Origin of the sequence: Cupriavidus pauculus (assembly GCF_002858765.1) — a bacterium.
Taxonomy (GTDB): domain Bacteria; phylum Pseudomonadota; class Gammaproteobacteria; order Burkholderiales; family Burkholderiaceae; genus Cupriavidus; species Cupriavidus pauculus_B.
This window is the reverse complement of the sequence record NZ_PJRP01000002.1, coordinates 625,675-639,965: the sequence shown is the minus strand read 5'-3', so window position 1 is coordinate 639,965 and position 14,291 is coordinate 625,675. Positions and strand designations below refer to the sequence as shown.

Genomic DNA, 14,291 nt, shown 5'->3' with positions numbered 1-14,291 from the left:
AACTCCTTCAGATTGCCGCGACAAGCGCCGCAAAATCCACAAATCCCGACCAGTCTAGCGCCCTGCGCGCTGTCTGTATGTCAGCGCAACACTGGCGCCAGCGCGCCAAGTGTCCGAGCCGTCGCCCCACGGTGCAGCCCCGCGAACGTCAGTGCATTCGCCCGCATCTCCGCCAGCCGTGCCGGATCGCCCAGCACGCCGGCCGCCGCGGACATCAGTTCGTCGGCGTTGGCCACGCGCAGGCAGGCGCCGGCGGCAATGGCATCTTCGGTGGCCTGTGCGAAGTTGAACGTATGCAGGCCCATCAGCACCGGCGTACCCACCGCGCACGCTTCGATCAGGTTCTGGCCGCCCAACGGGATCAGGCTGCCGCCGATATAGGCGATATCCGATGCCGCGTAGTACATGACCATCTCGCCCATCGAATCGCCGAGCACGATGTCGGCAGTAATGGGTTCGCCCGCCTGTTCGATGTCGAGCGCGCTGCGGCGCTGGACGGTGAATCCGGCACGGGTGGCCATGGCGGCGACTTCGTCGAACCGTTGCGGATGGCGCGGCACCAGCAGCAGCGCGGGACGCGTCTCACTGGGCCAGCGTGAGAAGGCCTCCAGGATCAGCGGCTCCTCGCCTTCGCGCGTGCTCGCGGCGGCCAGTACCTGCCGGCCGCCGAACGCCCGCCGCAGCTGTTGCCCGCGCGCCATGCCCGCCTCCGGCGGTTGCATGTCGAACTTCAGGTTGCCGGTGATCTGCACCGATTTCACACCCAGGGCCCGGTAGCGCTCGGCGTCGCCGGGAGTCTGGGCCAGCACCATCGTGAAATCGTTATACAGCGACGACGCCGCACTGCCGAAGCGTGCGGTGCGCCGATAGCTGCGCGGCGACAGTCGGGCGTTGACCAGGAACAGCGGCACGCCGGCGCGCCGGGTGACATGCACCAGGTTCGGCCAGACCTCCGTTTCCATGATCAGCCCGACGTCCGGCCGGAAGTACGACAGGAAGCGCCGCACCATGTAGGGCACGTCATACGGCAGATAGCACTGCTGGACACGCGGGTTGCTGCCATAAAGCTGCGCGCCGGTCTGCCGGCCGGTAGGCGTCATGTGCGTCAGCAGCAGCCGGTGTTGCGGATAGGCGGCCAGCAAGGCATCGATCAGCGGTTGCGCGGCGCGCGTTTCGCCCACCGATACGGCATGGACCCACAGCCACGGGCCATCGGACGGCAGGTCGCCATACTGGCCAAGGCGTTCGCCCACGTGGTGGAGATAGCCGGGTTCCTTGCGCGACCGCCACGTCAGGCGCAGCAGCGCCAGTGGCAGGATCACCAGCCACAGCAGGGTATAAACGAGTCGAAGCATCAGACGGGAACTCCGCGCACGCGCCGTGCGGCGGCATAGACCTCATCGACGTCGGGCACGATGCCGTCGTCGCCCACGTTGGCAATGCGGTCAGACCAGTAGCCCTCGGTCTTCCAGCACCATGTGGCGGTGTAGATTTCAACGGTCGGCCGGCACAGCGCGGCAGCGATATGGACAAGCCCCGTATCGACGCCGATGACCACCTCGGCCCGGTTGATCAGGCCAAAGCCCTGCATCACCGAAAATCGCGGCAGCACCTGTGCGCCGGGCATGCCGGCGGCCAGCGCCTCGGCATCGCGCCGTTCGGATTCGCTGCCCCACGGCAGCAGCACGGTAAGCCCTTCCGCATGCAGCTTCTGGCCCAGCGCATGCCAGTTCGCCGACGGCCAGCGCTTCTTCGCACCCGCCGTGGCGTGGAAACAGACCGCGTAACGTGCCGGCAGGCCGGCCCAGAGCGGATCATCGACATGCAGCGTGTTGGCAGCCGGCCCAAAAAAGCGCGGCGGCTCGGGTGGCGTCACGCCCGTCAGCGCCGCGCCAAGCAGGCGCGAGCGCCGGACGGAATGGGTCTGCCGGGGCACCTTGACCGGCGCGGTGTAGAACAGCCGGGCGGCAGGCTCGTAGCCAGACCCCTGCGTGGCGTTGCCCAGGCCGATCACCGGGGCAGCGGCAGTACGCGTAGCGGTGCGCGCCACGATGGCCGTCTTGAGCAGCCCCTGCGTTTCCAGCACGGCGTCATAGGCGCGTTCGCGGATGGCCGCGCGCAACGCGCCCACCTCGGCCCAGGTCTCGCCCTGCCAGAAACGCTTGCGCCAGCGCCGCAACGCAAACGGGATCACGCGGTGCACCTCGGGCAGCAGCTTCACCAGGTCGACATAGCCCTCTTCCACCACCCAGTCGATCTCGGCCTCGGGCCAACGCGCGCGCAAGTCATGCACCAGCGGCATGTTATGCACCACGTCGCCCAGCGACGACACCTTGACGATCAGGATGCGCGGCCGGGCCGGCAACGCAAACGCGCCCACCGCCGCCAGTGGCTGCGGTGGGGTGTCAGCCGGCGGCTGCACAACCTCAGAACGGGAGCTTTGCATCCGGTTTTTCCGCCAGGATCACGCGCTTGAACTCGGCCTGGATGCGCGCCAGCGCGGCATCGTTGTCAGCCTCGAAGCGCATCACCACCACGGGCGTGGTGTTCGACGGTCGGGCCAGGCCAAAGCCGTCCGGATATTCCACGCGCACCCCGTCGATCGTGATCACTTCCCTGGCGCCCTCGAACTTGGCATTGGCGCGGATCTTGTCAAGCAGCGTGAAGGCTTCACCCTCCGCCACCTTGAGTTGCAGTTCCGGCGTGCAGTTCGAATTCGGCAGCGCGTTCAGCACGGCGCTCGGATCCGCGTGGCGCGACAGGATTTCCAGCAGGCGCGCGCCCGTGTACAGCCCGTCGTCAAAGCCGTACCAGCGGTCCTTGAAAAACACGTGGCCGCTCATTTCGCCGGCAATCGGGGCGCCCGTTTCCTTGAGCTTGGCCTTGACCAACGAATGGCCGGTCTTCCACATCAGCGGTTCGCCGCCATGCTGGCGAATCCACGGCGCCAGCTTGCCCGTGCATTTCACGTCGTAGATGACCTGCTGGCCGGGATTGCGCGACAGGATTTCCTCGGCAAACAGCATCAGCTGCCGGTCCGGGAAGATGACCTGCCCGTCCTTGGTGACCACGCCCAGGCGGTCGCCGTCGCCATCGAAGGCCAGGCCCAGTTCGCAATCGGTCTCGCGCAGGCACTTCATCAGGTCCTGCAGGTTCTCCACGTGCGCGGGATCGGGGTGATGGTTCGGGAAATGGCCGTCGACATCGCAGAACAGTTCCACGACCTCGCAGCCCAGTCCGCGGAACAGGTCGCCCACGAACGCACCGGCCACGCCATTACCCGCATCCAGGGCAATCTTCATCGGACGCGCCAGCTTGACGTCGCCGATGATGCGGTCCAGGTACTGCTGACGCACGTCCACCAGCTTGTAGCTGCCGCCGCCCTGGATGAAATTGCGCGCGTCGATGCGCTGGCGCAGTGCCTGGATCTGCTCGCCATAAATGGCCTTGCCGCCCAGCACCATCTTGAATCCGTTGTAGTCGGGCGGATTGTGGCTGCCCGTCACCATGATGCCGGACGTGGCGCGGCGGCCATCCAGCTCGATATTGGTACCGAAATACACCATCGGCGTGGCAACCATGCCGACATCGATCACGTCCAGGCCGGCGGCGCGCAGGCCTTCGACCAGCCCGCCCAGCAGATCCGGCCCCGAGAGGCGGCCGTCGCGGCCCACCACCACGGATTTTTCGCCCAGTTCGACGGCGGCCGAGCCAAACGACAGGCCAATAAAGCGGGCCACTTCCGGGGTCAGCGTCTTGCCGACGATGCCGCGGATGTCATAGGCCTTGAAGATCGAGGGATCAATTTGCATGTGGCTTCCTGGAGACAAGGTTCATCGTGCGATTCCACCCCGTGGCGGGACGCTTCGGGAGGGGCGCGGGCAGGGCGCCAAAAAGCCGTATTGTGCCGGATTGCGCGTGGCGCAGGCGCTATAATCGCCTTCAGCCGCCCCCTCAGGGGAATTTTTCGGCTCTTTTTGGCTGCCATCGGTGTGTCCGCGCACGTTTTTTCGGACAACTGATCCAATCAAAGACGGCCGACGGGCGTCCGCCGCATTGCCGCGCGTGCCACCCCCTGTTCGAGACCTCCGCCATTGCCCTTGATCACGTCGACTGAACGGCCACGCATCGCCTGTCTCATCACCCATTCCGAGACCGGCGGCGCCCAGAGCCACGTTGCCGACCTGCTGCGCGCGCTGCGCGGGCAGGCCGACGTCACGTTGCTGGCCGGCGGCGACGGGCCGTTGTTCGACCTGGCCCGCGACTTGGGCATTCCTGCCATCCGGCTGGCCACGATGGACAACGCCCTGTCGCCATTCAAGGCCCTGGCGGCCTTGCGCGAATTGATGGACGCCCTGCGCAAGGCGGCGCCCGACATCCTGCATACGCACAGCGCCAAGGCCAGCGCGCTGGGGCGCGTCGCCGGCAAGCTGCTGGGCATTCCGGTGATCTATACCGTCCATGGCTTTGCGTTCAAGCCGGCGGCCCCATGGAAACAGCGCACCGTCGCCCGGATGGCCGAATGGCTGCTCGCGCCGCTGACGAGCCATGTGATCTGCGTGGCGGAGGCCGAGCGAGCCATGGCGCGCAAGCTGCCCATCCGCGCCGACCGCATCAGCGTGATCCCGAATGGCATCGCCGATGCGGCGCCGCGCGCCGAGCCGGCTGACCCGGTACGGCGCGTGGTGACCGTGATGCGCCTGGCGCCGCCGAAGCGCCCCGACGTGCTGATCCAGGCGTTTGCCGCCGCGCAGTTGCCCAACTGCGAACTGGTCATCGCCGGCGACGGACCGCAGCGCGCCAGCCTAGAGCGACTGGCCGGTCAACTGGCCCCGGGGCGCGTGCGTTTTGCCGGCAGCATCGACAACATCCCTGCCCTGCTTGCCAGTGGGCAGCTTTTCCTGCTGGCCTCCGACCATGAGGGTTTCCCCATTTCGATTCTCGAAGCCATGCGCGCCGGGCTGCCGGTGATCGCCAGCGACCTGCCTGGCATTCGCGAACAGCTTGGCGACGGGCGCTGCGGCGTACTGGTGCCCGGTGACGACCCGGCTGCCTTTGCCGACGCGCTGCGCCAGTTGGCCGACGACGCCCCGACGCGCGCCATGACAGGCGCCGCCGGCCGGCTGCGGTGGGAGCAGGCGTATGGCCTGGAGCCCATGGTCCGTGCCACCTGGGCGGTCTATCAACAGGTACTGGCGGACAATCGCCACGCCGACGCACGCGCTCAAGCATCATGAATACCCTGCAGACCGGCTCGCTGCGACGCAATGGCCAGGGCACCCCGGCCAGGTCGGAAACGATCCGGCGGGCCAGCCGCATGATTGCCTGGGCCGCCCTCGGCCTGGTGCTGTTCGGCATCAACGCCGCATTGTCCGAAGCCGCCCACCAGGCCGGCTTTGTGACATACGTCTTCCCGCGCACGCTGCTGTGGTCGATGCTGCCCTACCTGGCGGCCTTCCTGCTGGTGCATCGCGCGCTGCATCTGCCGGCCATGGAAGGCGCCAGCATCGTCGGCGTGGCCGCCACCCTGCCGTTCGCGCTGCTGCTGATCGTCTATGCGGGCTTCCACATCGAATACTCGCGGGGTGCGGTGCTGGTGGGCTACGTCACCACGCTGGCATGGACATGGCTTGGCTATCGGCGCTACGTGCAGAAGTACGTGCCGGTGTTCGGCTACATGGACCCCGAAACCCTGCAGCACCTGAACCGCATCATCGCGATGCCAGGCGCCAATCCGCCCGCCACCACGCGCTTCGAACAGATTGGATCGCCCGAGGAAGCCGTGCATTGCGACGGCATCCTGGTGGAACGCGGCCTGACCGCCGACCCGGCGCGCACGCGGCTGCTGACCCAGTATCGGCTCGGCCATCTGCGCATGTACTCCGTGGAGCGAATTGGCGAAATGCTGACGGGCCGCGTGGGCCTGGATCATATCGACGAGAACTTCTTCGACGACTACGCCGACCACTACCTGTTCGACTACATCAAGCGGATGACGGACATCGTCGCGGTGATCGCACTGGCGCCGCTGGCCATCCCCATCGGCCTGGCCGTGGTGCTGGCGGTGATCCTGGAAACCCGGGGTGGCGCGCTGTTCCGGCAACAGCGCGTGGGCCTGTTCGGCAAGCCATTCACGATGCTGAAGTTCCGCAGCATGGGCGTGGACAAGCATGCCCCGGCCCAGTTTGCACTGCGCCAGGACCCGCGCGTGACCCGCGTGGGCCGCATCATCCGCAAGTACCGGCTCGACGAAATCCCGCAACTCTGGAACGTGCTGATCGGGGAGATGAGCTTTATCGGCCCGCGCCCGGAGCAGGTGCCGATGGTCGATGAATTCTCCGAAACCATCGCGTACTACCCCTATCGGCACCTGGTGCGGCCCGGCCTGTCAGGCTGGGCGCAGGTGCAGCAAGGCTATGTCGGCACCCATGCCGAAACGGTGACCAAGCTCAGTTACGATCTGTACTACGTCAAGCATTGCTCGTTCGCGCTGGACCTGCTGATCGCGGTGAAGACCATCCGTACGCTGCTGACCGGGTACGGAGCGCGTTGATGACATCGACCGCGGCTGCGGGGCGCTCACCGATGCGCATCATGCTTGTCACGACCGGCCTCAAGGTCGGCGGCGCCGAGCACCAGGTGGTGGCCATGGCGCAGGCCTTCCTGGCGATGGGCCATGCCGTTGCCATCCTCAGCCTGTCGCCGGGGCGCGAGATCGACGTGCCGTCGGGCGCCCATGTGGTGGAACTCAACATGCGCAAGACGCCGGCGGGCATGCTTCGCGCACTCTGGCAGGCGGGCGCGCTGGTCCGTGCGTGGCGGCCCGATGTCATGCACGCCCATATGGTCCACGCCAACCTGTTCGCGCGGGGGCTGACGCGTGTGGCGCCCTGCCCGCCGCTGGTCTGCACGGCGCACAGCTTCCGCGAGGGCGGCCGCTTGCGCATGGCCGCCTACCGGCTGACCGACCGCTGGACCGACATCACCACGCATGTCAGCAACGATGGCCGCCTGGGCATGATCGCGGCGGGCGGTGTGCCGGCGTCGCGCATCATCGTCATGCCCAACGGCATCGATACCGAACGCTTTCAGCCTGACCCGGCAACGCGCCAGGCCACGCGCGCGGAACTGGGCTTCGACGACGGCACGCGGGTGCTGCTCAATGTTGGCCGCCTGGTGCCGGAAAAGGCCCAGGACACGCTGATCCGTGCCTTCGCCCGCATCGATCCGGCCATTCCCGCGCATCTGCTGATTGCCGGCAACGGCGCGCTGCGCCAACCGCTGTCAGACCTGGCGGCGTCGCTTGGCATCGCATCTCGCGTGACGCTGCTCGGGCAGCGCAGCGACATCCCCGCCCTGCTGAACGCGGCCGACACCTTCGCGCTGTCTTCGGACGTGGAAGGCCTGCCGATGGTGCTGGTGGAAGCGCTGGCATGCGGCTGCCCGGTCGTGTCGACCGACGCGCCGGGCGTGGCGGAAGTGGTTGGCGACCTCGGCACGATCGTGCGGCGTGGCGATGTCGATGCGCTTGCCGTGGCGCTGGCCGATGCGCTGCGCGCGGGCACCGGCACCCCGGAGATGCAAGCCAGCCGCCGCGCCCGCGTGCTAGCCGCCTTCTCCATTGAAGCCGTGGCCCGGCGTTGGCTCGCGCTCTACGCAAGCCTGCCCGGTACCGCCATCGTGCCGCACGCGGAGGCAGCCTGATGCGCCGTCGCGTTGCGGGCAACCTGCTGTGGATGCTGGCCGAACGCGGCCTGCAGGTAGGCGTAGGCATCGGCGTGGTGGCGATGCTGGCACGCGCGCTGGGGCCGGAGGGCTTCGCGCACTTCCAGTACGCGCAGTCGATCGTGCTGATCGCCGCATCGTTTGCGCTGGTGTGCAGCGCAGAGGTGGTGGTGCCCCGACTGGTGGCGGCACCCAATCCGGCGGCGGAACATCAATTGCTGTGGCAGGCGTTCGTGCTGCGGCTGGCTGGTGGCGTCGTGGGATACCTGCTGATGTGCGCGTACCTGGGCGTCACCGCACCGCTGCCCGACGTCTGGCATGCCGCGCTACTGCTTGGCATCGCCATCCTGTTGCGGGAACCCGTGGGCGTGGTGACGGCCTGGATGCAGGCCCATACCAACAACCGTCCCGGTACGCTGTTCAGTCTGGCCGCGCTTGCCATCAAGGCTTCGCTGGTGGGCGCGCTGTTCGCGGCCCACGTCACGGACGTGGCGGGGTATGCTGTCGCGTTCGCCATAGAGGCCATCGTGCTTGCCGCCTTGCTGGGCCTCTTCTATGTCCGCCAGCGCACCGCGGGCCATGCCGGCTGGCAGCCAGGACTGACGCGGGAACTGCTGGGCGCGGGCACGCTGTTCTGGATCAGCTTCATCCTGATGATGGGTGCACGCCGGGTGGACCAGCTGATATTGCAGCCAGCCGTGCCGGCCGCCGAGTTCGGCGCCTACGCGGCGTGCATGCAGATCCTGGACAACTTCACGATGGTAGCGACGATCCTCGCCGCAGGTATCGCCCCCGGCTATGTCTATGCGCGACAACGGTTTGACGACGCCCACGCCAGCATCGGCCGCATCACGCTGGGCCTGGCCGCGCTGGGACTGGCGGGCGGCCTGGCCATTGCCGCTTGCGCGCCGTGGATCGTGGCGCTGCTCTATGGGCATGCGTTCGCGGCCACGGTCGGGCTGCTGCGCACGGCGGCCATTGTTTCCGCGCTGGTCTTCGCGGACGTCGCCCTGACGCTGCTGGCTGTCTATCTGCGCAAACCGCGCTGGGTGGCCATCAAGTGGGCGTTCGTGCTGGGCACGATCCTGGCGTGGGACCTGGTGATGATTCCCCGCCTCGGCAGCTGGGGGGCCATTGCCGGCTACGCCCTGGGCAATGCCGTCGCGGTGATGGTCGGCGCGATGCTCTGGTGGCGGCACCGGCCCGCCCGGCAAATGGCGTCGGCATGAGTGCGCCGCCGACCATCTGCTTCCTGACCGGCACGCTGAACGCCTTTGCCGGCGCCGAACGCATGACGGCCGTTATCGCGAATGCGCTCGCGGAGCGCGGCTACCGCGTCCGGATACTGAGTCTGTGGGATGGCGCCAGCGTATTTCCGCTGCACCCCGATGTCGTGCATGCCGCCTTGTTCGAGGCCCGGCCTTCGTTCAAGCGACAGTACCTTGCCACCGTGGCAGGCATCCGCCAGTTCGTTCGCCAGCACCAGGTCGACGTGCTGATCGAAGTCGATACGATGCTGACTCTGTTCACCCTGCCCGCGACCATGGGCCTGAAGGTGCGCCGGATCGCCTGGGAACATTGCCACTTCGATGAGGACCTGGGCAGACGATCGCGGCGGGTGGCGCGGTGGCTGGCGGCCAGGTTTGACGATGCCGTGGTGGTACTGACCGAGCGTGACCGGCGGCGGTGGCACGAGGCCCTGCGTCCGCGCGCGGCAGTGGTGACCATCGGCAATCCCCTGCCCTTTTCGTATCCCGTCCAGGCGGCCGCCGGCACCAGCCGGGTCGTGCTCGCGGTGGGGCGCCTTGTCCATGCAAAGGGCTTCGACCTGCTGTTGCAGGCCTGGGCCATGCTGGCTCCGGCGTTTCCGGACTGGCGCCTGGTCATCGTTGGCGATGGCGACGAACGGGCCACGCTTGAAAATCAGATCCGTTCCGGCGGCATGGAGACATCGGTGCAAATGCCGGGCGCCAGCACCAATATCGAGGCGTATTACCGGGATGCTGCGATTTTTTGTCTGAGTTCCCGCTATGAGGGATTTGGACTGGTTTTGCTGGAAGCCATGGCTTACGGGCTTCCCGTGGTTTCAACGAATTGCGAGACCGGCCCGCGAGAACTGGTACGCAACGGTGAAAATGGACTGCTAGTCGATACGGAAAATCCGGCGGCCATTTCCACGGCATTACGTCGGCTGTTTGCCGATGCGGACGCTCGGCAAGCCTTGGCGGAAAAGGGCCGCGAGACGGCTCGCGAACGCGACGTTGCCACGGTATGCGGGCAATGGAACCGTATTCTGGACAAACAGAAAAATCCTGCTCCGCAAAACTAGGGAAAAAGCGAGAGACGATATCTGCCCGTGGCTTACACAACGATTCAAAGCGATACGATTTGAAATCGGGGGCAGGTGAAACTCGCGTTACAATCTCCCCAAAATCAGAATTTTACTATCACACCCGCATGACAGAGATTGCCCGCGATCCCGAAAACGCGGCGGCGGTGACGCCGTCAGAACTGCTTAAGCGATCCTGGAAGCTGATCGTTTTGCTCGGTGCGCTCGGCGCACTGGGGGGTGCCACGGCTGCCATGGTCATCAAGCCCAGGTGGGTCGCCAAGGTCACTGTTCAGGTCGGACAATTGTCCGCAGCCACCAATCTGGGCGGCATCAACTCCCGACTGATCGAGAACCAGTTGACCGTCGCGGACCGCTTCAACGCGCCGGCCGCACGGTTGCAAGTGCTTCGCACGATGGGGTACCCCACGCCTGCAAGCCATCGCGACGCGCAACTCTATTTCGATACGATGCGGGCCGGAACGGGCCGAAGCCCGGACACGGTCAACCTGCAGGTATCGGGATATTCGCGCGACGGGGCGGTCAGCGCGATGAGCGCCTCATTCAAGGTACTCGCGGCCACCCACAACCTGCTTTCCGAGCCAACGATCTCGCGCATCAAGAGCGAACTCGATGGCATCAATGACAAGCTGACGGCCACCCAGCAAGAGTACGACAAGAGCCTGCAGGCATTGAAGACCGGGGCGACCAAGTCGTCGAGTTCGGCACAGGACATCCTGGCCACCAACCTCGTGACCGTTCTCAATGCCCAGATTCTCGACCTGAGGAAACAGGCCGCGCTGGCCCAGGAATCCCTGGAACCGGCCCGGACTTATCCCACGCGCATGCTCGGCGAGCCCTATGCGCCTGACGAGCCAAGCACGCCTGGCCCGGCGCTGTTGACCATTGCCGGTGCGGCGCTGGGTATGGTGATCGGCGCCCTGATTGGCTTCTTGCGCCGCCAGCGGTCCTGACCCAGAGACACCGCTGAAAAAAACGGCACCTGATGGTGCCGTTTTTCTTGCCCGCCTCAGGACGCCACTCAGGGCGCCACTTCAGGACGCCGCTGCAATAGGCGACGGCGATTGGGTGACGGCGGCCGCCGGCACACCGTACCCATGAACATGCTGGGCCAGGATGGTCGTGATCGTGTGCCGGTCACTCTGCTCGGCCGCCAGACGGAGCCGCGCCAGCACAGGCGAGAAGTCCGCCCACGGCACGAATTCCTCACGCGCCTTCATGATGCGTTGATGCGCCGTCGGCTCGGGGTTGTCGCCGATCAGCAATTCCTCGTAGAGCTTCTCGCCGGGCCGCAGGCCGGTGATCTGGATCTCGACATCGCCACCAGGATGCTGCTTGTCGCGCAGCGTCAGCCCCGACAACTGGATCATGCGGCGTGCCAGGTCCATGATCTTGACCGACTGCCCCATGTCGAGCACGAACACTTCACCGCCGTGCGCCATGGCGCCTGCCTGCAGCACAAGCTGGGCCGCCTCGGGAATCGTCATGAAGTAGCGGGTCACTTCCTCATGCGTCACGGTCAGGGGGCTACCTTCTGCCAGCTGACGACGGAACAACGGCACGACACTGCCGCTGCTGCCAAGGACATTGCCGAACCGCACCATCGCAAACACCGTACGGTTCCGGACCTCGCCGCATGGCTCGGGATCAAGCGCGCAATAGTCGACGGCCGGACTGGCCGCCATAGCCTGCAGCGCCAGTTCGGCCATACGCTTGGACGCGCCCATCACGTTGGTCGGACGTACGGCCTTGTCGGTGGAAACCAGCACGAAGTTCTCGGCCTGGCTTTCCATGGCGGCACGCGCCATGTTCAACGTGCCGAAGACGTTGTTCATGATGCCTTCCGCCGCGTTGCCTTCCACCAGCGGCACGTGCTTGTAGGCCGCCGCGTGGTACACGGTCGCCGGCCGGAATTCCGTGCAGATTTCACGCATCCGGCGCAGATTGGCCACGCTGGCCAGCAGCGGGATCACTTCGGTCTGCAGCTGGTGATCGCCAAGCATGCGCTCCAGCTCATGGTGAATCGAGTAGAGCCCAAATTCGTTGTGCTCGACCAGCACCAGCTGGCGCGGCCGCTCCAGCACGATCTGGCGGCACAGTTCGCTGCCGATGCTGCCGCCTGCCCCCGTGACGAGCACCGTCTTGCCACCCAGATTCCGCGCCAGCAAGGCCGCGTCGGGCGGCACGGGCGAACGGCCCAGCAAGTCTTCGATGTCGAGTTCCTGGATGTCACGAATCGTGACACGCCCTGACGCCAGATCCGCCATGCCTGGCAGCGTACGCACGTGAACCGGCACTTCGCGCAGCTTGTCGATGACAGCATTGCGCTGTGCACGTCCCATCGAGGGTATCGCCAGCAGGATATCGGTGACGCCCATGCGGTCGACGGCATCGGGGACATCGTCCGGTGCATAGATGTCGAGACCGTTGATCGTGCGGCCGATCTTCGCAGGGTCGTCATCGATGAAGCCAAGTAGCAGATACTGCCGCGTGATGGCAAGGGCCGACGCGGTTTGCACTCCCGCATCGCCGGCGCCGTAGATCAGCAGGCGACCCTCGTGGGAGAGGATCTTGGCCATGTTTCCGGCCAGCCAGAAGCGCGCCAGCGCACGACTGGCGCCGACCAGCAACAGGAACAGCATCGGCTGGATCAGGCCCATGCTGCGCGGCACGCCGTCGAGTTTCAGCAGCAGCAATACGCTGAAGAACAGTGCGCCATACAGGCCCACGGCCTTGGCCGTGCTGAACAGCGCCGCCATGCCGGTATAGCGGAAGATGGCGCGATACAGGCCGAGCCGCACAAAGATCGGGAAGGCCAGCATGGGCGCCAGCAGGTACACCCAGCCTTGCTGAAGGACGGGAAGCCCCGTCTGGTCGATGCGCAGGTAGAACGCCGCCCACACCGACACCAGTGCCAGACACAGATCCAGCACCACCACGACAAAGCGCTTGGCCGCGCGGGGCAGCGCAAGCAGTGGAATTGTCAGGAAATTCACAGGCTGGCCCGTCCCAGTACGTCGGCCAGCACGCTGCGCGTCTTGGCGATCTCGGCGTCGGTCAACGTCGGATGCACCAGGAACATCAGGCTCGTTTCACCCATGTCGCGTGCGGCAGGCAGGCGCTCGGCCGGTCGCCAGCCGGTGTCGTCGAAAGCCTTCTCGAGGTAGACCTCCGAGCACGATCCCTGGTAGCAGGGCACGCCGGCGTCGACGATCGCCTGCACGATGGCATCGCGCGTCCAGCCCGGTGCGAGCCGGTCGGGGCGCACATAGACATAGCACTTGTAGTAGGCATGCACGCTGTCCGAAGGCAGCGTCGGGACCCGCACCGCGGCAAATGGCCGGGCGGCATCCAGGATGGCTTCCGCGTGGGCGGTTCGGCGCGCCGTCCAGTCCGCCATGCGACGCAACTGGATGCGACCAATCACGGCCTGCATTTCGAGCATGCGCCAGTTGGTGCCGAAGCTTTCGTGCAGCCAGCGGAAGCCCGGCGGATGCTGCCGCTCGTACACCGCCTCGAAGCTCTTGCCGTGGTCCTTGTAGGCCCACATGGTGCGCCAGAGGTCTTCGTCGTTGGTGGTCACCATGCCGCCTTCGCCACCCGTGGTCATGATCTTGTCCTGGCAGAAGCTCCAGGCGCCCACATGGCCGATCGAGCCGACGCTGCGGCCCTTGTACCGCGCGCCATGCGCCTGCGCACAGTCCTCGATCACCTTGAAGCCATGCAGGGCGGCCAGCGCCATGATCGGGTCCATATCGCAGGGCCAGCCCGCCAGATGCACCACGATGACAGCCTTGGTGCGCGGCGTCAGCACGCGCGCGATGGTCTCGGCCGTCAGATTGCCGCTATCGGCGTCCACGTCGGCAAAGACCGGCGTCGCACCGGCATTCACCACGCATGATGCGCTGGCGATAAACGTCCGGGGGGTGACCACGACTTCATCGCCGGCGCCGATGCCCAGGCCCTTGAGCGCTACGTCCAGGGCCAGCGTGCCATTGGACAGCGCCACGGCATAGCGGGTCTCCGTCCACTCGGCGAACTCCTTCTCGAAGTCGCGGCACTCGTTGCCTGTCCAGTAATTCACCTTGTTGGACAGCAGCACTTGCTGGACGGCATCGGCCTCTTCCTTCGTGAAGCTTGGCCAATGAGAAAATGGAGTATTCAGCATAGCGTTATCAGACCTTCAGAGGTTGCCCCACCTGCCCGCTTTTTTCAT

The 14,291-nt window shown here is 66.0% G+C and carries 11 protein-coding genes; 6 read left to right on the top strand and 5 right to left on the bottom strand.

Translation table 11 applies throughout. The annotated features are described in order from the left end of the window. Window positions 1-80 precede the first annotated feature (80 nt). From waaA to CYJ10_RS07755, 3 genes are read right to left on the bottom strand one after another with little or no spacing between them, the layout of a single operon-like run. Window positions 81-1,355, bottom strand: coding sequence for a lipid IV(A) 3-deoxy-D-manno-octulosonic acid transferase (gene waaA / locus CYJ10_RS07765; protein ID WP_101680911.1), 1,275 nt, complete (start codon window positions 1,353-1,355; stop codon window positions 81-83). Then, entirely contained in the window at window positions 1,355-2,446 is a 1,092-nt protein-coding gene (gene waaC / locus CYJ10_RS07760) for a lipopolysaccharide heptosyltransferase I (RefSeq protein ID WP_257993159.1), read from the bottom strand. Before waaC ends, waaA begins: the two co-directional genes overlap by 1 nt. Then, window positions 2,427-3,812, bottom strand: a complete 1,386-nt coding sequence (locus CYJ10_RS07755; protein WP_101680910.1) for a phosphomannomutase/phosphoglucomutase — start codon at window positions 3,810-3,812, stop codon at window positions 2,427-2,429. The genes waaC and CYJ10_RS07755 overlap by 20 nt, the downstream gene beginning before the upstream one ends. A gap of 288 nt (window positions 3,813-4,100) precedes the next feature. On the opposite strand from CYJ10_RS07755, the gene CYJ10_RS07750 reads away from it, so the two are divergent. The 6 genes from CYJ10_RS07750 to CYJ10_RS07725 all read left to right on the top strand — a co-directional run bounded on the left by CYJ10_RS07750 (window position 4,101) and on the right by CYJ10_RS07725 (window position 11,028). Beyond that, on the top strand, window positions 4,101-5,237 hold the full coding sequence (locus tag CYJ10_RS07750) for a glycosyltransferase family 4 protein (protein WP_374703236.1): 1,137 nt from the start codon (window positions 4,101-4,103) through the stop codon (window positions 5,235-5,237). Further along, window positions 5,234-6,553 carry an exopolysaccharide biosynthesis polyprenyl glycosylphosphotransferase gene (locus CYJ10_RS07745; protein WP_101680908.1) on the top strand — a complete coding sequence of 440 codons (1,320 nt, stop codon included), beginning with the start codon at window positions 5,234-5,236 and terminating at the stop codon, window positions 6,551-6,553. Before CYJ10_RS07750 ends, CYJ10_RS07745 begins: the two co-directional genes overlap by 4 nt. Then, a complete protein-coding gene (locus CYJ10_RS07740) occupies window positions 6,553-7,704 on the top strand; it encodes a glycosyltransferase (RefSeq protein WP_257993158.1) in 1,152 nt (383 codons plus the stop codon). Before CYJ10_RS07745 ends, CYJ10_RS07740 begins: the two co-directional genes overlap by 1 nt. Next, on the top strand, window positions 7,704-8,954 hold the full coding sequence (locus CYJ10_RS07735) for a lipopolysaccharide biosynthesis protein (RefSeq protein WP_101680907.1): 1,251 nt from the start codon (window positions 7,704-7,706) through the stop codon (window positions 8,952-8,954). The genes CYJ10_RS07740 and CYJ10_RS07735 overlap by 1 nt, the downstream gene beginning before the upstream one ends. Next, window positions 8,951-10,054 (top strand): glycosyltransferase family 4 protein, encoded by a 1,104-nt coding sequence (locus CYJ10_RS07730; RefSeq protein WP_101680906.1) that lies wholly within the window; start codon window positions 8,951-8,953, stop codon window positions 10,052-10,054. The genes CYJ10_RS07735 and CYJ10_RS07730 overlap by 4 nt, the downstream gene beginning before the upstream one ends. A gap of 128 nt (window positions 10,055-10,182) precedes the next feature. Next, window positions 10,183-11,028 carry a Wzz/FepE/Etk N-terminal domain-containing protein gene (locus CYJ10_RS07725; protein ID WP_101680905.1) on the top strand — a complete coding sequence of 282 codons (846 nt, stop codon included), beginning with the start codon at window positions 10,183-10,185 and terminating at the stop codon, window positions 11,026-11,028. 81 nt (window positions 11,029-11,109) lie between these two features. Here the strand turns inward: CYJ10_RS07725 and CYJ10_RS07720 are convergent, their stop codons facing one another. Both CYJ10_RS07720 and CYJ10_RS07715 read right to left on the bottom strand, forming a co-directional pair. After that, complete coding sequence (locus tag CYJ10_RS07720) at window positions 11,110-13,071, bottom strand: polysaccharide biosynthesis protein (protein ID WP_101680904.1); 1,962 nt, start codon at window positions 13,069-13,071, stop codon at window positions 11,110-11,112. Then, window positions 13,068-14,243, bottom strand: a complete 1,176-nt coding sequence (locus CYJ10_RS07715) for a DegT/DnrJ/EryC1/StrS family aminotransferase (RefSeq protein WP_101680903.1) — start codon at window positions 14,241-14,243, stop codon at window positions 13,068-13,070. The genes CYJ10_RS07720 and CYJ10_RS07715 overlap by 4 nt, the downstream gene beginning before the upstream one ends. Window positions 14,244-14,291 lie beyond the last annotated feature (48 nt).

What these genes read in the sequence shown, in the direction of transcription:
- waaA (WP_101680911.1), bottom strand. Translation starts at nt 1,355, where the DNA reads ATGCTTCGACTCGTTTATACCCTGCTGTGGCTGGTGATCCTGCCACTG.
- waaC (WP_257993159.1), bottom strand. Translation starts at nt 2,446, where the DNA reads ATGCAAAGCTCCCGTTCTGAGGTTGTGCAGCCGCCGGCTGACACCCCA.
- CYJ10_RS07755 (WP_101680910.1), bottom strand. Translation starts at nt 3,812, where the DNA reads ATGCAAATTGATCCCTCGATCTTCAAGGCCTATGACATCCGCGGCATC.
- CYJ10_RS07745 (WP_101680908.1), top strand. Translation starts at nt 5,234, where the DNA reads ATGAATACCCTGCAGACCGGCTCGCTGCGACGCAATGGCCAGGGCACC.
- CYJ10_RS07740 (WP_257993158.1), top strand. Translation starts at nt 6,553, where the DNA reads ATGACATCGACCGCGGCTGCGGGGCGCTCACCGATGCGCATCATGCTT.
- CYJ10_RS07735 (WP_101680907.1), top strand. Translation starts at nt 7,704, where the DNA reads ATGCGCCGTCGCGTTGCGGGCAACCTGCTGTGGATGCTGGCCGAACGC.
- CYJ10_RS07730 (WP_101680906.1), top strand. Translation starts at nt 8,951, where the DNA reads ATGAGTGCGCCGCCGACCATCTGCTTCCTGACCGGCACGCTGAACGCC.
- CYJ10_RS07725 (WP_101680905.1), top strand. Translation starts at nt 10,183, where the DNA reads ATGACAGAGATTGCCCGCGATCCCGAAAACGCGGCGGCGGTGACGCCG.
- CYJ10_RS07715 (WP_101680903.1), bottom strand. Translation starts at nt 14,243, where the DNA reads ATGCTGAATACTCCATTTTCTCATTGGCCAAGCTTCACGAAGGAAGAG.